General features: G+C 73.1%; 18 protein-coding genes and 1 pseudogene. 10 read left to right on the forward strand and 9 right to left on the reverse strand.

Annotation, left to right across the window (positions count from 1 at the left end; genetic code table 11):
- Positions 1-30: 30 nt before the first annotated feature.
- Together iolB and iolC are read right to left on the reverse strand one after the other, a co-directional pair.
- Positions 31-852: a 5-deoxy-glucuronate isomerase gene (gene iolB, locus ABT092_RS13715; RefSeq protein ID WP_351243264.1), complete on the reverse strand. Its 822-nt coding sequence runs from the start codon at positions 850-852 to the stop codon at positions 31-33.
- Between the two features lie 109 nt (positions 853-961).
- Positions 962-1,975: a 5-dehydro-2-deoxygluconokinase gene (iolC, locus tag ABT092_RS13720; protein ID WP_351243266.1), complete on the reverse strand. Its 1,014-nt coding sequence runs from the start codon at positions 1,973-1,975 to the stop codon at positions 962-964.
- 178 nt (positions 1,976-2,153) lie between these two features.
- On the opposite strand from iolC, the gene ABT092_RS13725 reads away from it, so the two are divergent.
- From ABT092_RS13725 to ABT092_RS13735, 3 genes are all read left to right on the forward strand, one after another.
- Entirely contained in the window at positions 2,154-3,077 is a 924-nt protein-coding gene (locus tag ABT092_RS13725) for a sugar phosphate isomerase/epimerase family protein (RefSeq protein WP_351243268.1), read from the forward strand.
- Between the two features lie 188 nt (positions 3,078-3,265).
- A complete protein-coding gene (locus tag ABT092_RS13730; RefSeq protein WP_351243270.1) occupies positions 3,266-3,487 on the forward strand; it encodes a MarR family transcriptional regulator in 222 nt (73 codons plus the stop codon).
- A gap of 147 nt (positions 3,488-3,634) precedes the next feature.
- Positions 3,635-3,868, forward strand: coding sequence for a heavy-metal-associated domain-containing protein (locus ABT092_RS13735; protein ID WP_351243272.1), 234 nt, complete (start codon positions 3,635-3,637; stop codon positions 3,866-3,868).
- Between the two features lie 1,138 nt (positions 3,869-5,006).
- On the opposite strand, the gene ABT092_RS13740 is transcribed toward ABT092_RS13735, so the two are convergent.
- The 5 genes from ABT092_RS13740 to ABT092_RS13760 form a co-directional block, all read right to left on the reverse strand.
- Positions 5,007-6,326, reverse strand: coding sequence for a citrate synthase (locus ABT092_RS13740; RefSeq protein WP_351243274.1), 1,320 nt, complete (start codon positions 6,324-6,326; stop codon positions 5,007-5,009).
- Positions 6,327-6,451: 125 nt separating this feature from the next.
- On the reverse strand, positions 6,452-8,767 hold the full coding sequence (gene recD2 / locus ABT092_RS13745) for an SF1B family DNA helicase RecD2 (protein WP_351243276.1): 2,316 nt from the start codon (positions 8,765-8,767) through the stop codon (positions 6,452-6,454).
- Positions 8,768-8,876: 109 nt separating this feature from the next.
- A complete protein-coding gene (locus tag ABT092_RS13750; RefSeq protein ID WP_351243304.1) occupies positions 8,877-9,677 on the reverse strand; it encodes a sugar phosphate isomerase/epimerase family protein in 801 nt (266 codons plus the stop codon).
- A 50-nt stretch (positions 9,678-9,727) separates the two neighbouring features.
- Positions 9,728-10,900, reverse strand: coding sequence for a dihydrodipicolinate synthase family protein (locus tag ABT092_RS13755; protein ID WP_351243278.1), 1,173 nt, complete (start codon positions 10,898-10,900; stop codon positions 9,728-9,730).
- Complete coding sequence (locus ABT092_RS13760; protein WP_351243280.1) at positions 10,897-12,054, reverse strand: Gfo/Idh/MocA family protein; 1,158 nt, start codon at positions 12,052-12,054, stop codon at positions 10,897-10,899. Before ABT092_RS13760 ends, ABT092_RS13755 begins: the two co-directional genes overlap by 4 nt.
- Positions 12,055-12,381: 327 nt before the next feature.
- Between ABT092_RS13760 and ABT092_RS13765 the strand changes: the two genes are divergently transcribed.
- Both ABT092_RS13765 and ABT092_RS13770 read left to right on the forward strand, forming a co-directional pair.
- On the forward strand, positions 12,382-13,437 hold the full coding sequence (locus ABT092_RS13765; protein ID WP_351243282.1) for a LacI family DNA-binding transcriptional regulator: 1,056 nt from the start codon (positions 12,382-12,384) through the stop codon (positions 13,435-13,437).
- Between the two features lie 517 nt (positions 13,438-13,954).
- Positions 13,955-14,767 (forward strand): sugar phosphate isomerase/epimerase family protein, encoded by an 813-nt coding sequence (locus ABT092_RS13770; protein ID WP_351243284.1) that lies wholly within the window; start codon positions 13,955-13,957, stop codon positions 14,765-14,767.
- Here ABT092_RS13770 and ABT092_RS13775 read toward each other — a convergent pair.
- Complete coding sequence (locus ABT092_RS13775) at positions 14,738-15,721, reverse strand: EamA family transporter (RefSeq protein ID WP_351243286.1); 984 nt, start codon at positions 15,719-15,721, stop codon at positions 14,738-14,740. The genes ABT092_RS13770 and ABT092_RS13775 overlap by 30 nt on opposite strands.
- 306 nt (positions 15,722-16,027) lie before the next feature.
- Between ABT092_RS13775 and ABT092_RS13780 the strand changes: the two genes are divergently transcribed.
- Both ABT092_RS13780 and ABT092_RS13785 read left to right on the forward strand, forming a co-directional pair.
- A complete protein-coding gene (locus ABT092_RS13780; RefSeq protein ID WP_351243288.1) occupies positions 16,028-16,963 on the forward strand; it encodes a LysR family transcriptional regulator in 936 nt (311 codons plus the stop codon).
- A gap of 576 nt (positions 16,964-17,539) precedes the next feature.
- The gene (locus ABT092_RS13785; protein ID WP_502968436.1) at positions 17,540-19,381 is read left to right on the forward strand and encodes a glycoside hydrolase family 3 protein; all 1,842 of its coding nucleotides are present in this window, start codon (positions 17,540-17,542) and stop codon (positions 19,379-19,381) included.
- Between the two features lie 84 nt (positions 19,382-19,465).
- On the opposite strand, the gene ABT092_RS13790 is transcribed toward ABT092_RS13785, so the two are convergent.
- On the reverse strand, positions 19,466-20,896 hold the full coding sequence (locus ABT092_RS13790) for a S28 family serine protease (protein WP_351243290.1): 1,431 nt from the start codon (positions 20,894-20,896) through the stop codon (positions 19,466-19,468).
- 334 nt (positions 20,897-21,230) lie between these two features.
- Between ABT092_RS13790 and ABT092_RS13795 the strand changes: the two genes are divergently transcribed.
- The 3 genes and pseudogenes from ABT092_RS13795 to ABT092_RS13805 all read left to right on the forward strand — a co-directional run.
- Positions 21,231-21,506, forward strand: a complete 276-nt coding sequence (locus tag ABT092_RS13795) for a hypothetical protein (protein ID WP_351243292.1) — start codon at positions 21,231-21,233, stop codon at positions 21,504-21,506.
- A 143-nt stretch (positions 21,507-21,649) separates the two neighbouring features.
- A complete protein-coding gene (locus tag ABT092_RS13800; protein WP_351243294.1) occupies positions 21,650-22,855 on the forward strand; it encodes an AAA family ATPase in 1,206 nt (401 codons plus the stop codon).
- Between the two features lie 18 nt (positions 22,856-22,873).
- A pseudogene (locus ABT092_RS13805) lies at positions 22,874-23,504 on the forward strand (hypothetical protein); the annotation flags it as partial.

The following is a 23,504-nucleotide window of genomic DNA, read 5'->3' on the forward strand; positions in this document are numbered from 1 at the left end:
GTGCCTCGGGGGGGGCGGCGGGGCGGGAGTTCACCGGTAGCCCTGCGGGTGGTCGGGGTGGAAGCTGATCAGCCACTCCCGCCGGGGGCCGGCCATCACGTTCAGGTAGTACATCGGGTGGTCGGGGGCGGCGACCGACGGGCCGTGCCAGCCGTCGGGCACCAGCACCGCGTCCCCGCTGCGGACCTCGGCGAGCAGGTCGGTGCCGTCGTCCCGGGAGCGGGAGACCCGCTGGTACCCGAAGCCGGGCAGCCCGTCCCGGGAGGGCTGGCAGCGGAAGTAGTAGATCTCCTCCAGCTCGCTCTCCCGGCCCGGCAGCCGTTCGTCGTGCTTGTGCGGGGGGTACGAGGACCAGTTGCCGCCGGGGGTGACGACCTCCACCGCGATGAGCCGTTCGCAGTCGAAGGCGTCGACCGCGGCGAAGTTCCGGACCTCCCGGGCGGTCAGTCCGCTGCCGCGGGCTTCAACGGGGACCTCCGGTGCGGGGCCGTAGCGGGCGGGGAGCCGGCGTTCGCACTTCGCCCCCGCCAGGGCGAAGAGGCCGCCGGTGCCGGAGCTGATGCCGACGTAGGCGTCGCGGGGCACGTACGCGAAGTCGCTGACCCCCTCGAACACGTCCCGGCGGCCCACGAGCTCCATCACCCGGCGGTCCACCCGGACCGTGCAGCTGCCCTCCAGCGGGAGCACGATCCATTCGCTGTCCCCGGTGACCAGGGTGTGCGCGGTGTCCGGTTCCAGGCTCAGCACCCGCAGACCGGCGTAGGACCAGCCGGCGTGGCGCGGCTCGATCATGAGGTCGTAGGCGTCGCGCCGGGCGATTCCGTCGGGGAGGTGGTGGCGGCTGTTCTTCATGGGGTGCCCCTACCCATCCGACGGCCGTCGCTCCCGCGGGGCGGTCGGGAGCCGCCGGGTGCCGGGGGACGCCCGGCCCCTCGGCGGCCCGCGGACGCCCGGGGCGGGGTCACCGCACCTCGCCCGCGGTGAGCGCCGCCTCGATCTCCCCCGGTTCGGGCATCGCGGAGGAGCACTCCAGCCGGGAGGCGACGATCGCGCCGGCCGCGTTGGCGTACCGCAGGGTGCGTTCCCGTGCCCAGCCGGACAGCAGTCCGTGGCAGAGCGCACCGCCGAAGGCGTCGCCCGCGCCCAGCCCGTTGAGCACGGTGACGGGCAGCGGCGGCACCTCGACGCGTTCGCCGTCCGCGGCGAGCGCCAGCACCCCGGCGGGTCCCCGTTTCACCACGGCGAGCCGCACCCCGGCCGCGAGCAGCGCCTCGGCCGCCGCCCACGGGTCGCGTTCGCCGGTGGCCACCTCCACCTCGTCGAGGTTGCCGACCGCGACGGTGGCGTGCGCGAGGGCGCGGGCGTAGTGCGGGCGTGCGCGGGCCGGGTCGGTCCAGAACGTCGGTCGCCAGTCGAGGTCGAAGACGGTGACGGCGTCCGGCTGGGCGGCCCGGGCGCGGTGGGCGAGGGCGGCGAGGGTCGCGGTCCGGCTGGGCTCCTCGCTGAGTCCGGTCCCGGTGATCCAGAAGACCCGGGCGGCGGCGACCGCGTCGAGGTCCAGTTCGTGCGGGTGGATCACCAGGTCGGGGGCCTTGGGCCGGCGGTAGAAGAGGAGCGGGAAGTCGTCCGGCGGGAACACCTCGCAGAAGGTGACGGGGGTCTGGGCGCCCGCCACGGGGGTGACCCAGCGGTCGTCCACCCCGAACGCGCGCAGGGCGCGGTGCAGATAGCTGCCGAAGGCGTCCGGCCCGGTGCGGGTGATGACCGCGCTGGTGCGGCCGAGCCGGGCCGCCGCGACGGCGACGTTGGTCGCCGAGCCGCCGAGGAACTTGCCGAAGGTCGTCACTTCGGCGAGGGGCACTCCGGTCTGGAGCGGGTAGAGGTCGACGCCGATCCGCCCCATGGTGAGGACCTCGAACCGGGCCCCGGGCGCGGGGGCGTCCTCCTGCGGCGTGCGGTCCTGCGGGCCGGTCACCTGGGCGTCCCTTCCCCGGGGGCCTGCGCCGGTGGTGCGGTGCACGGGCGGTGCACCGGTGATCGTTCCGGCGTCGTGGGGTCCACGTCTAGTGCCCCCGCGGAACGCTGTCAACACATTGTCCGGACATTCGGACCAGTCCTTGACACCCTTCTCGACCGGCCGGAGGGTGATCCGCATGACGACTCCGGCCGGGCCCCGGCCCGCCCCGCCCGCCCGCATCCGCATCGGTTCGGCACCCGACTCCTGGGGCGTCTGGTTCGCCGAGGACCCCCGGCAGGTGCCCTGGCCCCGCTTCCTCGACGAGGTGGCCGCGGCCGGCTACGAGTGGATCGAGTTGGGCCCGTACGGCTACCTGCCCACCGACCCGGCGGTGCTCGCCGAGGAGACCGGGCGCCGGGGACTGCGGATCAGCGCCGGCACCGTCTTCGCCCCGCTGCACCACGGGGACGCCGCCTGGGAGCGCACCCGGGAGCGGGTCGCCGAGGTCGCCGAACTGGCCCGGGCGACGGGCGCGGAGCACCTGGTGGTCATCCCCTCCTTCTGGCGCGACGACCGGACCGGTGCGGTGCTGGAGGACCCGACGCTCACCGCGGCGCAGTGGCGCGCGCTGACCTCCCGGAGCGAGTGGCTGGGGCGCGAGGTGCGGGAGCGGTTCGGGCTGCGCCTGGTGGTCCATCCGCACGCCGACACCCACGTCGACACCGAGGAGAACGTCGTCCGCCTGCTCGACGGCACCGATCCGGAACTGGTCTCGCTGTGCCTGGACACCGGCCACTACGCCTACTGCGGGGGCGACGCCGTGCGGTTGATCGAGACCCACGGCGAGCGGATCGGCTATCTGCACCTCAAGCAGGTGGACCCGGCGGTCCTCGCCGGGGTGCGGGCCGAGGGCTTGCCGTTCGGGCCGGCCGTGGCCCGGGGCGTGATGTGCGAGCCGCCCGCGGGGGTGCCCGACCTCGGGCCGGTCCTGACGGCGGCCCGCGCGCTGGACGCGGACCTGTTCGCGGTCGTGGAGCAGGACATGTACCCCTGTGATCCGGACGCCCCGCTGCCCATCGCCCGGCGCACCCGGTCGTTCCTGCGGTCCTGCGGGGTGTGAGCCGGCGCGGGGCGGGGCGCGCCGGCCGCGCATGTCATGGATTCACACGACTTGCGTCACACCTTCCCCACAAGCCCGCGTATCGCCGCCCGCCCCGTCGCCCCGCGGACACAGGCTGGGTGACCGTCAGCGCGCCCGGCCCCACGGTGGCCCCCACCACCCCCGCGGCGCGGACGGAAGGCCCGACCGTGACCGACGCCACAGGCACCAACGGCACCACCGACACGACCCTCTGGTCGTACCAGCACATCGCCGCCCACATCCGCGTCCAACGCGCTACCGTCCGCTCGTACCGCAGGCACGGGCTGATGCCCCCGCCCGACGTGGTGCAGGACAGCACGCCCTACTGGTACGCGGACACTGTGCGGACCTGGGCCGCGATGCGCCCGCGCAACCGCCGGGGCGGATGACCACCCCACCCTTTGCTTTATACCCCCCAGGGGTATATCTTCGGTGGTGTCGGGGCGTCGGAAACGGACCCCGCCCCCGACTTCCCGCGCGCCGTCCGGCCGCGGCCCCGCACACCGAGCACGCCCGAGACACCCGAGGAGAACGCCATGAGCGCCCAGACCCAGGACTCCGTGACCACCGTCTACCAGGTGACGGGCATGACCTGCGGCCACTGCGAGGGCGCCGTCTCCACCGAGATCTCCGCACTCCCCGGAGTCAGCTCGGTGAAGGCGGTCGCCGCCACCGGCCTGGTCACCGTGGTCTCCACCGCCGACCTGGACGACGAGGCCGTGCGCGGCGCCGTCGACGAGGCGGGCTACGAACTCACCGGTCGCGCCTGACCGCCCGAGCCGGACGTCGGCCCCGCCCGAGCCGGGCGGGGCCGACGTCCGGCTCGTTCCGTTTCCGCCCCCCGGACCGGGCGTCCGGCGTCCCACGGAGCGAGAATCCCGGCCTCCCTCGCCAAAGCGAACCCGTTTCCGGGCGTTCGGCGCTACCGTAGGCCGCAGCGGCACGAGGGAGAGGCGCCCACCGTTGTCCCGCGGCCCACGAACGAAGTGTGGCCGAGGACATTCCGGTAACTATCCCCGAGGCCCTTCACAGACCCCACGCAACATCCTTACGCTTGAACCCCGATCGCCATATCGGGCTCTTGCGCAGGTAGATGGACATATGCAGGAGACATAGATCACAGTATTCCCGACGTAACCATCGTGGATGCTGTTGAGTCTAAGAAGGCGATGCCAGGAACGTCTTGGGGGGCGTTTCTGACATCGGGGATGTCTTGGGGGACGTCTCCGAAGTGCGTTGCCGGGGCACGTGCACCGGGGAGCTTTGAGCGGCCCTCCCGTACGTACGGGTCCCGGCAGATCGCAGTGCCGCCCGACCCCCAGCAGCAGGTGCTGCCCTTGAGCGCCCGGCCGGATCCCGTGGGGGGAATCCGCACCGGGACAAAGGAAGGCGTCCCGTTCGTCGGCCCGTGGGGGGACTGGCGGTGGGACGCCTTCCGCCTTTCTCGGCCCCGGACGCTCGCCCAGGGCACGGCGAACCTCGGTGCCCGCCCCCCGTAGGCCATCCGCGCGCCCGTACGCCTCCGCACGCCCCTCAGTGGCCGATTCCCGCGCCTCGTGCACCCCATGCGCCCCGACGGACCGTCCCGGCCCCGTACGCCCCGCACAGGCCCGTGGCCCGCACAGGCGCTCCCGGGCCTGTGGACCTCGACGGCGCGCCCCTCGACGGGCCCGGGAAACGCGATCGGGCACCGCACGCCTGCGATGCCCGATGGACCGTTCCCGTGGCGCGCCCCGCGCGCCACGGCCTCACCCTTCACGGACGCCGGGGAACACCGCCCCCCGGACCGGGCGGCGTCCCGTGCGTCCCGCGGTCGCGCACCGGCCGGAACCCTCCGGTGCGATTCCGCGCCGTTCGTCCCGGCCGAAGCCTTCCCCTTCCGGCCGGACGCTCAACGGCGTCCGCCGGTCAGCGGGACTCGACCGGCACGAAGTCGCGCTCGACGACCCCGGTGTAGATCTGCCGCGGACGGCCGATGCGGGAACCCGGCTCCTTGATCATCTCGTGCCACTGGGCGATCCAGCCGGGCAGTCGACCGAGCGCGAAGAGCACGGTGAACATCTCGGTCGGGAAGCCCATGGCCCGGTAGATCAGGCCGGTGTAGAAGTCGACGTTCGGGTAGAGCTTGCGCGAGACGAAGTAGTCGTCGGCCAGCGCGTGCTCCTCCAGCTTGAGGGCGATGTCCAGCAGCTCGTCGGACTTGCCGAGGGCGGAGAGGACGTCGTGCGCCGCCGCCTTGATGATCTTCGCCCGAGGGTCGAAGTTCTTGTAGACGCGGTGCCCGAAGCCCATGAGCTTCACGCCGTCTTCCTTGTTCTTCACCTTGCGGATGAAGGAGTCGACGTCACCGCCGGACGCCTGGATGCCCTCCAGCATCTCCAGCACGCTCTGGTTGGCGCCGCCGTGCAGCGGGCCCCACAGCGCGGAGATGCCGGCCGAGATCGAGGCGAACATGTTGGCCTGCGAGGAGCCCACCAGCCGGACGGTGGAGGTCGAACAGTTCTGCTCGTGGTCCGCGTGCAGGATGAGCAGCTTGTCCAGCGCCGCCACGACGACCGGGTCGGGCACGTACTCCTGCGCGGGCACCGAGAAGGTCATGCGCAGGAAGTTCTCGACGTAGCCGAGGTCGTTGCGCGGGTAGACGAACGGGTGGCCGATCGACTTCTTGTAGGCGTACGCCGCGATGGTGGGCAGCTTGGCCAGCAGCCGGATCGTGGACAGGTGCCGCTGCTGCTCGTCGAACGGGTTGTGGCTGTCCTGGTAGAACGTGGACAGTGCGCTGACCACGGACGAGAGCATCGCCATCGGGTGCGCGTCCCGCGGGAAGCCGTCGAAGAAGCGCTTGACGTCCTCGTGCAGCAGCGTGTGCTGGGTGATCTCGTTGCGGAAGACGTCGCCCTCGTCAACGGTCGGCAGTTCGCCGTTGATCAGCAGGTTCGCCACCTCCAGGAAGCTGGAGTGCTCGGCGAGCTGCTCGATCGGGTAACCGCGGTAGCGCAGGATGCCCTGCTCACCGTCGAGATAGGTGATCGCCGACTTGTACGCGGCCGTGTTGCCGTAGCCGCTGTCGAGCGTCACCAGGCCCGTCTGGGCGCGAAGCTTCCCGATGTCGAAGCCGGCGTCACCGACGGTACTGTCGATCACGGGGTAGGTGTACTCACCGTCACCGAACCGTACTACTACCGAGTTGTCGCGGTTTTCGAGTTTCTCGCTCACGTCTTCCCTCACCGACGTAGTGCCTCATCTTCGAGGTGCCCTGATGTGTCTCTACCATCCCCCAGGTGGCGCACCGGAGGGTGCACTGGGGGTCGAGCGCTGGGCTACTTGGCGGCACTGAGTGCCGCCAAGCCTGCCTATCCTGCCCCCTTCGCCCTGGTTCCGAAAGCCTCGTGTGACCTTTCCGACTCGTTTGATCGATCAAACCGACCCATGGGGGTCGGATCGGTCGGAACGTTCCCGGAGCCGGACCTCCCGGCCAGCCGGAAGTCCAGGGCGGTGCAGCGACGCCCCGCCGACACCGTGCGCACCGCCTGACCCAGGGCCTTGCGGGAGCCCACGAGGACGACGAGCTTCTTGGCGCGCGTCACCGCCGTGTAGAGCAGATTGCGTTGCAGCATCATCCACGCCCCCGTGGTGACGGGGATCACGACGGCTGGATATTCGCTCCCCTGCGAACGGTGGATGGTCACCGCGTAGGCGTGGGCGAGTTCGTCCAGTTCGTCGAAGTCGTACGGCACCTCCTCGTCCTCGTCCGTCACCACCGTCAGGCGCTGTTCGTCCAGGTCGAGCGAGGTGACCACGCCGACGGTGCCGTTGAAGACCCCGCTGGTGCCCTTCTCGTAGTTGTTGCGGACCTGGGTGACCTTGTCGCCGACCCGGAAGACCCGGCCGCCGAACCGCTTTTCCGGCAGGTCGGGACGGCCCGGGGTGATCGACTGCTGGAGGAGCGCGTTCAGGTTCCCCGCTCCGGCGGGGCCCCGGTGCATGGGCGCGAGCACCTGGACGTCCCGCCGCGGATCCAAACCGAATTTGGCCGGAATCCGTCGGGCGGCGACATCGACGGTGAGCCGGCCGGCCTCCTCGGTGTCCTCCTCCACGAAGAGGAAGAAGTCCGCCAGATCCCGGGTGACGGGCGGCAGACCGGAGTTGATCCGGTGCGCGTTGGTGACCACCCCGGACTCCTGGGCCTGCCGGAAGATCCTGGTCAGCCGCACGGCCGGAACCGGACCCCCGTCCGCGAGCAGGTCCCGCAGCACCTCGCCGGCGCCGACGCTGGGCAACTGGTCGACGTCCCCCACGAACAGCAGGTGCGCCCCCGGCGCCACCGCCTTGACCAGCTTGTTGGCCAACAACAGGTCCAACATCGACGCCTCGTCCACCACCACCAGGTCCGCGTCCAGCGGACGGTCCCGGTCGTAGGAGGCGTCGCCGCCCGGCTTCAGCTCCAGCAGCCGGTGCACCGTCGACGCCTCCGCCCCGGTCAGCTCGGCCAGCCGCTTGGCGGCCCGGCCGGTGGGCGCGGCCAACACCACCTTCGCCCGCTTGGCCCGGGCCAGCTCAACGATCGACCGCACGGTGAAGGACTTCCCGCAGCCCGGGCCGCCGGTGAGGACGGCCACCTTGCGGGTGAGCGCCAGGCGGACGGCCTGCTCCTGCTCCGGCGCCAACTCGGCGCCGGTCCGCTTCGCGAGCCAGGCCAGCGCCTTCTCCCACACCACGTCCTGGAACACCGGCATCCGGTCCTCCTCGGTGTGCAGCAGCCTCAGCACCTGGCCGGACAGGGACAGCTCGGCCCGGTGGAACGGCACCAGGTACACCGCCGTCACCTCCTCGCCCTCGGCGCCGGGGACCCGCTCGCGCACCACGCCCTCCTCCTGGGCGGCGAGTTGGTCCAGGCACTCGATGACCAGACCGGTGTCCACCTGGAGCAGCTTCACCGCATCGGCTATCAGCCGCTCCTCGGGCAGGAAGCAGTGCCCCTGGTCGGTCGACTGGGACAGGGCGTGCTGGAGCCCCGCCTTGACCCGCTCGGGACTGTCGTGCGGGATGCCGACCGACTGGGCGATGCGGTCGGCGGTGAGGAAGCCGATGCCCCAGACGTCGGCGGCCAGCCGGTAGGGCTGGTCCTTGACGACGGCGATCGACTCGTCGCCGTACTTCTTGTAGATGCGCACCGCGATGGACGTGGACACCTCGACGGTCTGGAGGAAGAGCATGACCTCCTTGATCGCCTTCTGCTCCTCCCAGGCCGCGGCGATCTTCCCGGTGCGCTTGGGGCCCAGCCCCGGCACCTCGACCAGCCGCTTGGGCTCCTCCTCGATGATCCGCAGGGTGTCCACCCCGAAGTGCCGGGTGATCCGGTCGGCGAACACCGGGCCGATGCCCTTGACCAACCCGGAACCCAGGTAGCGGCGGATGCCCTGCACCGTGGCGGGCAGCACGGTCGTGTAGTCGTCGACGTGGAACTGCTTGCCGTACTGCGGATGGGAACCCCACCGCCCCCGCATCCGCAGGGACTCCCCGACCTGCGCCCCGAGCAACGCGCCCACCACCGTGAGGAGGTCTCCGGCGCCGCGGCCGGTGTCCACCCGGGCGACGGTGTAGCCGTTCTCCTCGTTGGCGTACGTGATCCGTTCGAGGACCCCCTCGACCTCCGCAGGATTCGCCATGCCCCGACGCTACACGCGCCGGGTGACACCCCGGGCCCGCTCGACGTCCGGCCCGAACGCACCGCCGTCTGCCGGGGCACGCGCCCTGCGCGCCCCGGCGGGCGGTCGCTCAGGGAGCGGCGTGCGCGAGGTAGCGGGCCACCGTCTCGGTCAGCAGCTCCCGGCCGTCCCGCTGCCACAGCACGTCGCTGAACAACTCGACCTCCACCGGCCCCGGGTACCCGGCGGCATCCACCCGGGCGTGCCAACCCCGCAGGTCGATCACCCCGTCCCCGAGCTGGCCGCGCCCGTTGAGCACCCCCTCGGGCAGCGGGGTGACCCAGTCGGCGAGCTGGAAGGCGTGCACCCGGCCGGCCCGGGCGGCCCGGTCCAGCTGTGCGGGGGCGTGGTCGTCCCACCACACGTGGTAGGTGTCCACGCAGACGCCCACCCGGTCGGCGGGGAACGCCTCGGCCAGGTCGAGGGCCTGCTCCAGGGTGGAGACCGCACAGCGGTCCGAGGCGAACATGGGGTGCAGCGGCTCGATCGCCAACCGCACCCCGTGCTCGGCGGCGTACGGGGCGAGGACCTCCAGCGCGTCGGCGATCCGTCCGCGCGCCGACCGCAGGTCACGGTCCTCGGGCGGCAGCCCGCCGCAGACCAGGACCAGGGTGTCGGTGCCCAGTTCGGCGGCCTCCCGGACGGCGGCCCGGTTGTCCTCCAGGGCCGCGGCCCGGTCGGCCGCGCCGGTCGCGGTGAGGAACCCGCCGCGGCACAGGGTGCTCACGCCCAGCCCGGCCTCGCGCACCAGCCGGGCGGCGGCCCCGACCCCGTACTCCCGCACCGGCTCCCGCCACAGGCCCACCCAGTCCACCCCGGCCAGGGCGCAGGCGTCGACCAGTTCGGGCAGCGTCAGCCCCTTGACGGTCATCTGGTTGATGCTCAGCCGGGAGAGTTCCGCGCCCCGCGGCGCCGGGGCGGTCACTGCGCGACCCCGTGCAGCGCGAGCAGGGAGCGCATCCGGTGGGCGGCGAGCGCCGGATCGGGGAAGAGACCGAGCCCGTCCGCGAGTTCGTAGGCGCGTGCCAGGTGCGGCAGCGACCGCGCCGACTGGAGCCCGCCGACCATGGTGAAGTGCGCCTGGTGCCCGGCGAGCCAGGCCAGGAACACCACACCGGTCTTGTAGTAGCGCGTCGGCGCCCCGAACAGGTGCCGGGCCAGCGGCACGGTCGGGTCCAGCAGTTCCCGGAACTCCGCCGTTCCCGCCGCCCCGCCCGCGTCCAGCCGGCTCAGGGCCCGGGCCGCGAGGGGTGCCAGCGGGTCGAGGACGCCCAGCAGCGCGTCGCTGGCGTGCCGCCCGTCGCCCGCGATCAGCTCCGGGTAGTGGAAGTCGTCGCCCGTGTAGCAGCGCACGCCGGCGGGCAGCCGGCGGCGCAGGTCGACCTCGCGGTCGGCGTCCAGCAGGGAGATCTTGACGCCGTCGACCTTCTCGGGATGGGCCGCGATCACGTCGAGGAGGGTGTCCGTCGCCGCGTCCAGGTCCGTCGACCCCCAGTAGCCCTCCAGGGCCGGGTCGAACATGGGGCCGAGCCAGTGCAGGACCACCGGACGGGCGGCCTGGCGCAGGAGTTCCCCGTAGACGCTGCGGTAGTCGTCGGGCCCGGACGCGGCGGCGGCGAGCGCCCGGGAGGCCATCAGCACCGCGCCGGCGCCCGCCTCCTCGACCACCGCCAACTGCTCCTCGTAGGCCGTGCGGACCTCGGCGAGCGTGGCGACCCCGGTGAGCTGGTCCGTGCCGGCGCCGCAGACGATGCGGCCCCCGGCGGCCCGGGCCTCGGCCGCGGAGCGGCGGATCAGCTCGGCCGCACCGGTCCAGTCGAGGCCCATGCCCCGCTGGGCGGTGTCCATGGCCTCGGCGACGCCCAGGCCGTGCGCCCACAGGTGGCGGCGGAAGGCGAGGGTCGCGTCCCAGTCGACGGCGGCCGGCCCGGCCCCGTCGCCGGCCTCGGCCGCGAGCGGATCGGCGACCACGTGCGCCGCGGCGAACACCACCCGGGAGGCGAAGGGGCCGTGGCCCCCGGCGGGCGGGGCGCCGACGGTGCTCGGCAGGTGGGTGCGCAGGGTCCCGTCCGCGGCGGGCAGGCGCAGCGTCACAGCGACAGCTCCGGAACGTCGAGGCGACGGCCCTCGGCGGCCGACCGCAGTCCCAGTTCGGCGAGCTGCACCCCGCGGGCGCCCGCGACGAGGTCCCAGGCGTACGGGGCGTCCTGGTAGACGTGGCGCAGGAAGAGTTCCCACTGCGCCTTGAAGCCGTTGTCGAACTCCTCGTTGTCGGGGACCTCCTGCCAGTCCTCGCGGAAGGCGTGGCCGACCGGCAGGTCCGGGTTCCACACCGGCTTGGGGGTCACCGCGCGGTGCTGCACCCGGCAGCCGCGCAGTCCGGCCACGGCCGATCCCTCGGTGCCGTCGACCTGGAACTCCACGAGTTCGTCGCGGTGCACCCGGACCGTCCAGGAGGAGTTGATCTGCGCGACCACGCCGCCGTCGAGTTCGAAGACGCCGTAGGCGGCGTCGTCGGCGGTCGCCACGTACCGCTCGCCCCGTTCGTCCCAGCGCTCGGGGACGTGGGTCGCGGTCAGCGCCTGCACGGAGCGCACCCGCCCGAACAGTTCGTGCAGCACGTACTCCCAGTGCGGGAACATGTCCAGGACGATGCCGCCGCCGTCCTCGGCGCGGTAGTTCCACGAGGGACGCTGCGCGGGCTGCCCGTCGCCCTCGAAGACCCAGTAGCCGAACTCGCCGCGGACCGACAGGATCCGGCCGAAGAAACCGCCTTCCACCAGCCGGGCGAGCTTGCGCAGTCCGGGCAGAAAGAGCTTGTCCTGGACGACGCCGTGCTTGATGCCGGCGGCCTGCGCGAGCCGGGCGAGTTCCAGCGCCTCGTCGAGGCCGGGGGCGGTCGGCTTCTCGGTGTAGACGTGCTTGCCGGCGGCGATGGCCCGCTTCAGCGCGGGCACCCGGGCCGAGGTGACCTGGGCGTCGAAGTAGATGTCGACGGAGTCGTCCGCGAGCACCGCGTCCAGGTCGGTCGAGGTGTTCTCCGGGTCCAGACCGTGTTCCCTGGCCAGGGCGCGCAGCGCGGATTCCCGGCGGCCGACGAGCACCGGTTCCGGCCACAGCACGGTGCCGTCGCCGAGGTCGACCCCGCCCTGGGCGCGGATGGCCATGATCGAACGGACCAGGTGCTGCCGGTGGCCCATGCGACCGGTCACGCCGTTCATCGCGATGCGTACTTTCCTGACGGTCATCGGTGTCCTCCCATGCCCCTCACGGGCCGCGTGCGGCTGCTCACAGAAGGGAACAGTAAGCGCTTTCTATCTGCATGTCACCCATCCGGTCGCACCGCATGCCGATCGGGCCCCCCGGGGTGGCCGCGGGGTGAGGGGTTCCGCACCCCCGCTCCCGCGGGTTCGCCGGCCGGCCGACGGGCGGGCCGCGTCCCGGCTAGGGTCCGGATGGCGGATGGGTACCTCCGGGACGCGCCCCGAACGACCGGGGCGGCCCCGCCCGCGCGCGGCGCAGGCGCCGGCGCGCACCGGAGGCACCGACCGGAGGACGGACCGGAGGACGACGAGATGACGGCGACACTGGCTGACGTGGCGGCCCGGGCGAAGGTCTCCCCCGCCACCGTCTCGCGGGTGCTGAACGGCAACTACCCCGTGGCGGCCACCACCCGGGAGCGGGTGCTGCGGGCCGTGCAGGAACTCGACTACGTCCTCAACGGCCCGGCGAGCGCGCTCGCCGCCGCCACCTCCGACCTGGTGGGCATCCTCGTCAACGACATCGCCGACCCGTTCTTCGGCATCATCGCCTCCGCCGTGCAGTCCGAGATCACCGGCCCGGGGGGCCGAGCCGGCGGGGAGCGGCTCGCCGTGGTGTGCAACACGGGGGGCTCACCGGAACGCGAACTCACCTACCTCACCCTGCTCCAACGGCAGCGCGCCGCGGCCGTGGTCCTCACCGGCGGCACGGTGGACTGCCCCGAGCACGCCGAGGCGCTCGGCGCCAAACTGCGGCGGCTCGCCGGGGCCGGCACCCGGGTGGTGCTGTGCGGCCGGCCGCCCGTGCCCGACACCGACGCGGTGGCACTGGCCTTCGACAACGTCGGCGGCGGGCGACTGCTGGCCGAGCACCTGCGGTCCCTCGGGCACCGCCGGATCGGTTACGTCGCGGGGCCGGCGGGGCGGACCACCACCCAGGAGCGGTTGGCCGGCCACCGGGCGGGGCTCGGCGCGGCGCCCGGCGGCGACGGACCGGCACCGGACGAGCGGCTGGTGGTGCACGGCGTGTACGACCGGCAGAGCGGCTACGACGGGGCGGTGGAACTCCTGCGCCGGGAACCGGAGCTGACGGCCCTCGTCGCCGCCAACGACACCGTCGCGCTGGGCGCCTGCGCCGCCCTGCGCGACCAGGGCTTGCGCATCCCGCAGGACGTGTCGGTGGCCGGCTTCGACGACCTCCCGTTCAGCGTGGACGCGATGCCGGCCCTGACGACGGTGCGCCTGCCGCTGGCCGAAGCCGGGGCGCGGGCGGGGCGGATCGCCATGGGCCGGGAGGAGCCGCCGCCCGGGGGCATCGCCCGGGTGCGGGGGGAACTGATGGTCCGGGGGTCCACGGCGGTGGCCCGGTAGCCGCAGGTCCCCCGCGTTCCGGCAGCCCTTCCCGCCCGGTCCGGCCGGCCCTTCCCGCTCGGTCCGGCCGGCCCTTCCGCCGTGGCCCGGCGGGGTCCGCGGCCAGCCCGGCTCCGGGCGGGTGCAAGGGGTGGAGATCCCCCCGTCTCACCTGTGCGGGTGAGGAGATGACACCGCTTCCAGGAGTTGTCCACAGCTCCGGCCGCCCCGTTGTCCACAGGGGTTGCGCCCTGTGCGGCGCTCGCCGGATTCTGGATTCCAGTCGAGCGATCCGGAGCGAGGAGTCGGACATGCCGCCGCACACCCCGTCACGTCAACGGTGCCCTTCCCCGCACGAACGGGCATCGGGCCTGCCACGTCATGTCTGCCGTGCACGTCGTGCACATCCGGCGTGCTCGGTGCGCCCGGTGCGCCTTCCCCTGCACCGGCGGGCCGCGCGGGCCGCCCCCGGGCCCGGCCCTCCCTCCGGACGGCACCCGCCGGGGTGGCCTCCGATGCCGAGGGTAGGGTCGCCGCCATGAAACTGGCCTTCTCCACGCTCGGTGTGCCGGGCCTGCCGATCCCCGAGGTCATCGCGCTGGCCACCGCGCACGGATACCAGGGGGTCGAGCTCCGCACCCACCCCGAGGAGCCCGTGCACCTGGAGTTGACTTCCCGTCAGCGACAGGCGGTGGCCGGTGCGTTCGCCGAGGCGGGCGTGACGGTCCTGGGCATCGCCGGGTACGCGCGGGTGGCGGCCCCGGGGGACGACGGTCCCGTGCTGGAGGAGCTGCGGGCCCTGTTGGAGTTGGCCGGCGATCTCGGCGCCCCCTTCGTCCGGGTCTTCCCCGGGGCGGGCGCCACCGCATCCGCCGCCGACACCGAGGCGGCCGAGGAAGCGGCGGTCCGCCGACTGGCCGCAGCCACCGGCCCGGCCGACGACCGGGGGGTCCGACTGCTGCTGGAGACCCATGACTCGCACCGCACGGGCCGGGCCGCCGGGCGCATCGCCGAACGGGTCGGGCATCCCCGGGTGGGCGTGCTGTGGGACGTCCTGCATCCCTGGCTGGCCGGGGAGCAGCCCGCCGCGACCCGGGCGGCGCTGGGACCGCACCTCGGATACGTGCAGGTGAAGGACGTGGTGTCGGCCGAGGACACCACACCGGTGGGCCTCGGTGCCGGCGCCCTGCCGCTGGCCGCCTGCCTGGCACGGCTCGGCGGCACGGACCGGGACGGTTGGCTCTGCTGGGAGTACGAGAAGAGGTGGTACGAGCGGGCGGCACCGCTCGGACGGTTGCTCGGACCCGGCCGGGAGCACCTGCTACGGCTGCTGGCCGACACCGCCGGGTAGTGCACGGGCGACCGCCGTGTCCCTTGGGACGTCCTCCCCGAGGGTCGGGGAGGACGGGGGGACCGCCCCGTCCGGGTCCCGTCCGGGGGCAGCGGGTCGCCGTCCGGGGGTGAAGGAGGTCACCGCCACGCCGGCCACCAGCAGGACGGCGGCGCACCAGCGGAGGGCGCTGACGGTCTCGCCGAGGAGGAGGGCGGCCGCGGACATCCCGAACACGGGGACGAGGAGGGTGAAGGGCGCCACCGTGGAGGCGGGGTACCGGCGCAACAGCCAACCCCAGGCTCCGAAGCCGAAGTTGGTGCTGACCCAGGCGATGAAGACGATCACTCCGACCCCGGCCCAGTCCAGTGAGCGCAGGGCCTCGAAGCCGACCGAGGGGCCTTCGAAGAGGAGGGAGAGCAGGTACAGGGGCAGTACGGGGACGAGGCTGACCCAGACGATGAAGTTGAGGGCGTCCGGCGGCGCGGCCTTGCGGGTGAGGACGTTGGAGACGCCCCACCCCGCGGCGGCGGCGACCACCAGGGTGAAGCCGAGCAGGGGCCCAGAGGTGCCCTCGTCGACGGCCGCGACGACCACCCCCACCAACGCCACGGCCATGCCGGCGATGCGCAGCGGCCCCGGGCGTTCGCCCAGGACGACGGCGGCGAAGACCACGGTGAAGACCGCCTGCACTTGAAGGACCAGGGAGGTCAGTCCGGCCGGCATGCCCTGGTGCATGCCCAGGAACACCAGCCCGAACTTCATGACGCCCAGGGTCACCCCCACAGCGATGATCCACTTCCAGGCCACCTTGGGGCGCCCCACCAGGAAGACGGCGGGTACGGCGGCCACGAGGAAGCGGAGCGCGGCGAAGAGCAGCGGAGGGAACTGTGAGAGGCCGAAGTCGATGACGACGAAGTTGACGCCCCACAGGGCGGCCACGAGGACGGCGAGACCGAGGTGCGCGAGTCGCATGTGACGAGGATCAGGGGCAACGACTGTGAAGCACTAGCGATGATTCCTGCATGCTTGGATTAAGCATTGCTAAATCCAAAGCCTTCTCGACCGACCGTTCCCACGACGAACGGACCTGGACCGCGCCGGGCGGGACCGCTCGGTGGAGAACGAAACAGCAGGTCAACACGCTACCGGCCGGCCCCCAGCAGCCACTCGTCGGAGCCGGTCGACCGACGGGCGCACCAACGTCCGGCGGCGGACCCACGGGACCCGGAGCGGACGGAACGCATCCGAACCGTTGACACGAAGGAGGCGGACGTCGAAGTGCTCGATCTTCAGAGGCTGCGGGCCCTCTACGCGGTGTCCGTGCACGGGAGCGTCCAGGCGGCGGCGATGTCGCTGGGCTTCACCGCCTCGGCGGTGTCCCAGCAGATAGCAAAGTTGGAGCGGGAGACCCGCACCGTGCTGCTGGAGCGGCACGGCCGGGGGGTGCAGCTCACCGAGGAGGCCCACCGCCTGGCCGCGGCGGCCCGGGAACTACTGGCCCTCGTGGAACGCACCGAAACCGACCTGGAGGAACGCAAGGGAACGCCGTCGGGAAGGCTCTCCGTCGCCGCGTTCGCGTCGGCCGCCCGTGGACTGATGCCCGGCGTCCTCGCGGAGCTGGCCGACCGGCACCCCGAGCTCGACGCCCGACTGTCCGAGGTGGACCCGCACGAGTCGGTGGACATGGTGGCGAAGGGAGTGGTGGACATGGCGATAGCGCACGACTGGGACATCTCCCCGCTGCCCGTGCCGTCCGGAGTGGAGCAGACCCGGATCGGGGACGACCTCTGCGACCTGGTGGTGCCGAGGGGACACCGCTTCGCCCGGCGCGCAACGGTGCGCCGCGAGGAGTTCGAGGGGGAACGCTGGGTCTGCCAGCCTCCGGGGCGGGTGTGCCACGACTGGCTGATGCGGACCCTGCGCACCGCCGGCATCGAACCGGACGTGGCCCACTACGCCGACGAGAACCCGACCCTGGTCGCCCTGGTCGAGGCCGGCCTCGGCATCGCGCTCATACCCCGCCTCGGCCGGGGGCCGCTCCCCGACGCCGTGACGGCCGTCCGGCTGGACCCCGTCCCGGTGCGCCACCTGTACGCCGTGTGGCGCACGGGCGCGGCCCGGCGCCCCGCCGTCACCGAGACGGTGCGCACCCTGCGCACGCACTGGCCGCGCGCCGCGCAGGGCAGCGCGCGGACCTGCGACGACGGCGCCTGAGCACCACCGAAGGGGGCGGGGGGAGGGAGGGGGCGGGGGGGGGGAGGGCCCCCAGAAGAAGGCGAACGCCCTGCACGCCCCACCGCAGCAAGCAGCACAGCAAGCAACAACAACGACAACGGTCCGAGAGGCCAGCCGGCGGTCGGTTCCCGTGTGGCTGCTCCCGCCCTGACCTCGGGTGGTGATGCCCAGGAGCCGCGAGAGGCTTCGGCTCACCCGGTCCCCTCCGACCGAGCGGCATCGGATGCTCCGGTGGGGCCGCCCGTGTGCGGACGCGCGCACCCCCGTCCGCCATGCCTCCCGCTGGAATACGGCACCGCGGACTACGGTCACACCATCCGAAATTCGCACCGTCCGGACAGGTGCGGAGGGGCGTGCTGCCACGTGTTCGCGCCCCTGAGCCGCCCTGGAGCCCGGGGAACCGCCTCGGAAGGAGCCCCTGTGCCCCACCCGACCCCGCACCCCACGCCCGAGCCCACGCCCACCCCCGTCCCACTGGCACCAGCACCAGCACCAGCGGAGCCCGCGCCCCCGCCCGCCCGCCGCGGGGTCCTCGCGGCCACCGTCGTCGCACCCCTGGCCCTGACGACGGCCCTCGCCGCCGCGCCCACCGCCCGGGCCGCCGCCGCACGACGGGGCTCCGCACGCACCGCCCCCGGTGCCGGCCCGGACGCCGATCCGGAGGCCGGGCGGCGGACCGCGACGGGCGAGCAGCACCTCCGGCGCCTCCTGTCCCGCATGTCGTTGGAGGAGAAGGTCGGGCAGCTCTTCGTGATGCGGGTGTACGGGCACTCCGCGACCGACCCCGAACCGGAGCACGTCGCGGCCAATCTGCGCGAGATCGGGGTGCGCACGGCAGCCGAGTTGGTGGCGAAGTACCACGTCGGCGGGGTCGTCTACTTCACCTGGGCGGGCAACACCCGCAGCCCGGGGCAGATCGCCGCGTTGTCGAACGGCATCCAGCGGGCGGCGCTCGCCCGGGACAACCCCGTCCCGGTGCTGATCGCGACCGACCAGGAGCACGGCGCGGTCTGCCGGGTCGGCCGGCCGGCGACCCTGTTCCCGGGGGCGATGGCCGTGGGGGCCGGCGGTTCGGCGAGCGATGCCTGGGAGCTGGGGCGGGTCGCGGGGACCGAGTTGGCCGCGCTGGGCATCCGGCAGAACTACTCCCCCGTCGCCGATGTGAACGTGGATCCGGCGAACCCGGTGATCGGGGTGCGGTCCTTCGGCAGCGATCCGCAGGCGGTGGCGGCGCTGGTGGCCGCCGAGGTCCGCGGGTACCGGAGTGCCGGGGTGGTGGCCACGGCGAAGCACTTCCCCGGCCACGGGGACACCCGGGTCGACAGCCACACCGGGCTGCCCGCCATCGACCACTCGCGGACGGAGTGGGAGCGGCTCGACGCTCCCCCGTTCCGCGCGGCGATCCGGGCCGGTGTCGGTGCGGTGATGACGGCGCACATCCAGTTCCCGGCGCTGGACCCGTCCGGTGAGCCGGCGACGCTGTCCCGCCCCGTCCTGACCGGCATCCTCCGCGAGGAGTTGGGGTTCGACGGGGTGGTCGTCACGGACTCCTTGGTGATGGAGGGGGTGCGCGAGACCTACGGCGACGACCGGGTGCCGGTGCTGGCGCTGTTGGCGGGGGCGGACCAGTTGCTGAATCCGCCGGACCTGGGACTCGCCTTCGGGGCGGTGCTCGGGGCGGTGCGCGGCGGGGAGGTCTCCGAGGAGCGGTTGGACGCCTCGGTCCTGCGGGTGTTGCGGCTGAAGGAACGCAGTGGTCTGTTCCGTGCGCCGTTCGCCTCGGGGCCGCGGGACGTGGCCCGGACGGTCGGTGCCCGGGAGCACCGGGCCGCGGCCGACCGCTTGGCCGAGCGCGGGGTGACCCTGTTGGCCGATCCGGGGCGGTCGTTGCCCCTCTCCCCGGGGGCGGGACGTGACCTGTTGGTCGTGGGCGCGGATCCGGCGTCCCCGTCCGGGACGACCGGTCCGCCGACGGAGGTGTTGGCGGGGGCGCTGGCCCGGTGGGGGTTCGGCACCACGGTCCTGTCGACGGGGACGGCGCCTTCGGCGGGGCGGATCGCCGAGGCGGTGGCGGCGGCAGGGGCGGCGGACGCGGTGGTGGTGACGACGTACAACGTGGCGGGGTCCGCCCCGCAGCGTCTGCTGGTGGAGCGGTTGGCGGCAGTGGGGGTGCCGGTGGTGGCGGTGGCCCTGCGCGATCCGTACGACGTGGCGTGGCTGGACGGGGCGGTGGCGGTGTTGGCCGTGTACTCCTGGGGCGAGGCGGAGTTGCGGGCCGCGGCGAAGGTGGTGGCGGGGGCGGCCCGGCCGCGGGGGCGGTTGCCGGTGCCGGTCCTGCACGCGGGTGATCCGGGGCGGATGCTGTTCCCGGTGGGGCACGGGCTGACGTACGACTGAGGTGCGGCCGGCCTGCGGGTCCGCAGGTGGCGCAGGGCCGTCCCGGGTTCGGGACGGCCCTGCGCGGAACGGGGTGGGTGGGGGTTACGGCCGCAGGGTGGGCTGCTGGAGGGTGCCCGCGCGGTCGAGCTTGCGGTCGTAGGGGGCGAGCGGGGCGACCTCGTGGTCGGGGGCCTTGGCCGCCGCGGTGGCCGCGGTGCCGAGGCCGGCCCAGCTCAGGATGCGTTCGGTGGCCTTGGCCCGCTCGTGTTCGACGAGGCCGGCGACGTTGGCGCCGTGGTTGGCGCCGGGGGCGGTGAAGACGTAGGAGTCGCGGGCGCCCTTGCCGAGGCGGAAGGGTTCGGCGCTCCAGGGGTCGTTCTCGCCGTTGACGTAGAGCATGCGGGTGGCGTGGTGCCGGACCCAGCGGTCGACGTCGCGCATGGCGTGCTTGTCGAAGCTCATGGGGATGGAAGCGGGGACGAAGTTGCGGGGCGGCTGGTAGCCGTAGCGGGAGAGGTCGCCGAGCCAGGGCTGACGGACCGTGGGACCGCCCAGCTCGGTGCCGGCCTGGTAGTAGTACGGCGTGTACGGGGCGAGGCCCTGGTCGGTGTAGGCGGACCAGCCGACGATCGCGTTGACGTAGTCGAAGAGTTGCTGGTCGGTGCTGGTGGCGGCGGCCGGGACGGTGGCGCAGTCGGCTTCGTCCTGGTACTGCCAGAAGCCCCACACCAGGTCGAGGACGACGGCTTCGAACGCCTTGTCGATGGTGCCGGTGGTGGTGAAGGTGCCGCCTTCGGCGGCGGCCAGGGCGGCGTACTTCTCGGTGAGCGCCTCGCGCCGGACGAGGGCCTCGCGTTGGACGGCGCCGAGCGCGGCGCGGCACTCGGGGGTGCCGACGTTGGCGAGGAAGCGGTCGTAGCGGGAGTCCTCGCGGTTGTCGACGTCGTTGGGGGCGACGTAGGCCACGACGCCGTCCATGTCACGCGGGTAGAAGCGCTCGTAGTAGGTGGCGGTCATGCCGCCCTTGGAGCCGCCGGTGGCGATCCAGTTCTTGGCGTAGATCGGCTTGAGGGCCTTGAAGATCCGGTGCTGGTCGCTGGCGGCCTGCCAGATGTTCAGCTTGGACCAGTCGGCGGGGGCCGGGCGGGACGGCGTGAAGAAGCGGTACTCCATGGAGACCTGGTTGCCGTCGATGATGCGGGTGGGTTCGCTGCGGCCCGCGTTGGTGGACACGTTGTAGCCGCTGGTGTGGAACACGGTGGGCCGGTCGGTGTCCTTGTGCAGCACGGTGATGCGCTGTGGGAACGTGCCCTTGGCGGGTCGCCGGTGGTCGACCGGCTGGGTGAAGTTGAGGACGAAGTACCGGTATCCGGTGACCTGTCGTTCCTGGACGAGGCTCATGCCCGGAATCGCGAGGAGCCGGTCCTTGATGTCGGCCGGTTCGGTCCGGGTCGCGGCGGTGGCCGCTCCTGCCGTGCTGACGGTGCTTATGAGCACCACGAACGACAGCAGCCATCTGAGCGCCTTGGTCATGCGTTCTCCCCTTGGGTCTGCTGATGCCTGCGCGAACCTAGCGGAGCGCCGCCCGGTGCACTAGTACCTCCGGCGGACGGTCGGCCACGTCGTCCGGATGAGGGGACGTCAGCTCGGGGGGATTGCGGCGAATGCGTCCGGTGTGCCCCCGGGAGGAGACGGGTACGGGCCGGGGGCCGGCTCCGCGGGGCCGGTCCGGGGATCGGTCGGGTCCGGGGATCGGGTCGGGGGATCGGGTCGGGGGATCGGGTCGGGGGATCGGCAACGCCTCGACCACGGCTCCTTCCGCAAGGGTTCGGCCTTCCGTCGGACGACACCGCTGGCCCCCCATCCCGTGACCGAGGCCGCCGAGCGGGAGGTCACCCCGGCCGTCGAACGGCTGCGGCGGCACTCCTGCCTCCGCCGGACCGGTCCCGCACCGGCTCCCCAGCTGGGCGTCGGCGGCATCCACGTGTGGACGTTCGCGCAGGTCGGCGGCGGTGCGCGGGTGAGTACCGAGGAGACCCGCACCAACCCTCGGGGAGAAGCGAACGTCCCCCTGGCGACCGAGGTCCTGCCGAGGACCGGACGTCTGGCCACGCGAACCGAAGTCCGCGGCGGGGGCCCGTAGCCGAGGGGACCCCGTCGAAGGGGAACCCTTCACGCCGCTTCCCGGTCGAAGGGACCGGGGGCGACTCGCCCTACGGTCCGCGGAGTGATAGCTGTGTTCTCCTCGGTGCCCATCGGGCCCGATGCAGACGGGAGGGGACGGAGTTGACGACTGCTACGGACGGGGCGGGGTCAACGGCCGCGCGACTACGGGCGATCGGCGACGAGTTGTCGGACCGCTTCTACGAACGGGACGCCGTGGCACGGGCCTTGGTGGTGACGCTGTTGGCCGGGAAGCACTCCCTGCTGCTCGGCCCGCCCGGCACGGCCAAGTCCGAGCTGGCCCGGGAGCTCACCTCCCGGGTCGAGGGCGCCTCCTACTGGGAGATCCTGCTGTCCAAGTTCACCGCGCCGACCCGCATGTTCGGACCCATCGACGTGGCCGCGCTGGCCCGCGGGGAGTACCGGCAGGTGTACGACGGCCGGGCCACGACCGCGCACATCGCCTTCATCGACGAGATCTTCAAGTGTTCCACCGCCGCGCTGAACGAGACCCTGGGCTACCTCAACGAGCGGATCTACCACCCGGAGAACGGCGGCGAGCCGATCCACTGCCCGCTGCTCGGTGCGATCACCGCGAGCAACGAGCTGCCCACTGGGGAGGATTCGGCCGCGATCTACGACCGGTTGCTGGTGCGGATCGAGGTCGGCTATCTGACGGACCCCTCCAACTTCGCTGCACTGGTGCGCTCCGCCGTGCACCGTGCGACGCCCCCGCGGCGGACCACCGTCGACCTGGCGTCCCTGCAACACGCGGTGACCGAGGAGGTTCCGGCGGTGGCGGTCCCGGAGGGGATCGTCGACGCGATGTGCACCCTGCGGGCCGCCCTGCGGCACCGCAACCTCATCGCCTCGGACCGCCGCTGGCGCCAGGCGGTGCGTCTGCTCCAGGCGTCCGCGTACCTCGACGGGCGGCCGGAGGTCGTCGAGGCCGACCTGTCCCTGCTGACCCATGTGCTGTGGAGCGTCCCGACCGAGCGCCCCGTCGTGGAGCGCGAGGTGTTGCACCTGATCAACCCCGATGCCGGGGAGGCCCTCGACCTCGCCGACACCATCGACGAGTTGGAGGCGCAACTCGACTCCATGGCCGGGCAGTCCCGCGAGGCGCTCAGCGAGTGGGTCATCAAGAAGGCGCACGGCAGACTCGCCATGGCGGGGAAGCGGTTGGAGCAGTTGCACGCGGAGGCCGTGGGCGCCGGCCGTTCCACCGCCACCATCGAACGGATCACCGGCCGTCAACGCGCCGTCCGGGTGCGGGTGCTCACCGAGGCGCTCGGCATGGACGCGAGCACCGTACACGCCCAGCTCTGACCGTGGAGGACCGAAGGCATGGGTGAATCACCCTTCAGCATCCCCGAGTTGACGGGCCGGGCCGGCAGGTGGCTGGACCCGTCCCCCACCCCGCCCGAGGAGCACACCGGAACCGTCCTCGCCGACCGCTTCGACTGGTGCACCTGGCGCGAGACCTATGAGAGCTCGGCCGGACTGCGTGAACTGGACGCCGAGTTGGGCACCCGCTGCGCCTACGCCACCGATCTGCTGGCCGACGTCTTCCTCGTCGCCTACCAGGCCGAGCCCCGGTTGCGGGAACGCGCGGCGACGGCGCCGTCCCGGCTGGTCAACCACCAGGTGGTCGCCTCGCTGCTGGAGTCCCCCGAGTTCGCCGAACTGCGTCGGGAGACCACCGGCGACCCCTACGCCGCCGCCTTGGCGGTGATCGCCCAGGGCGCGGCCCTGCGTCGCCTGTTGGAGGGTTCGTCGGAGGCCCGGGAGCGCTCCGAACGGGCGCAGTGGGCGCGACGGGCCGCGGACGGCGCCACCTCCGCCGTGGCCCAGGCGCTCCGCCGGGCCGTGCGGGAGGCCGCCGAGGCCCGCGGCGCGGAGGGGGCCGCGGAGGCGGGAGCGGTGCCGGCGGCGGCCGCCGAGGCGGTGCGGCGGGCGATCGAGGCGGCCCAGGCCG

This window comes from Streptomyces sp. NPDC002490 (genome assembly GCF_040296045.1).
Lineage (GTDB): Bacteria > Actinomycetota > Actinomycetes > Streptomycetales > Streptomycetaceae > Streptomyces.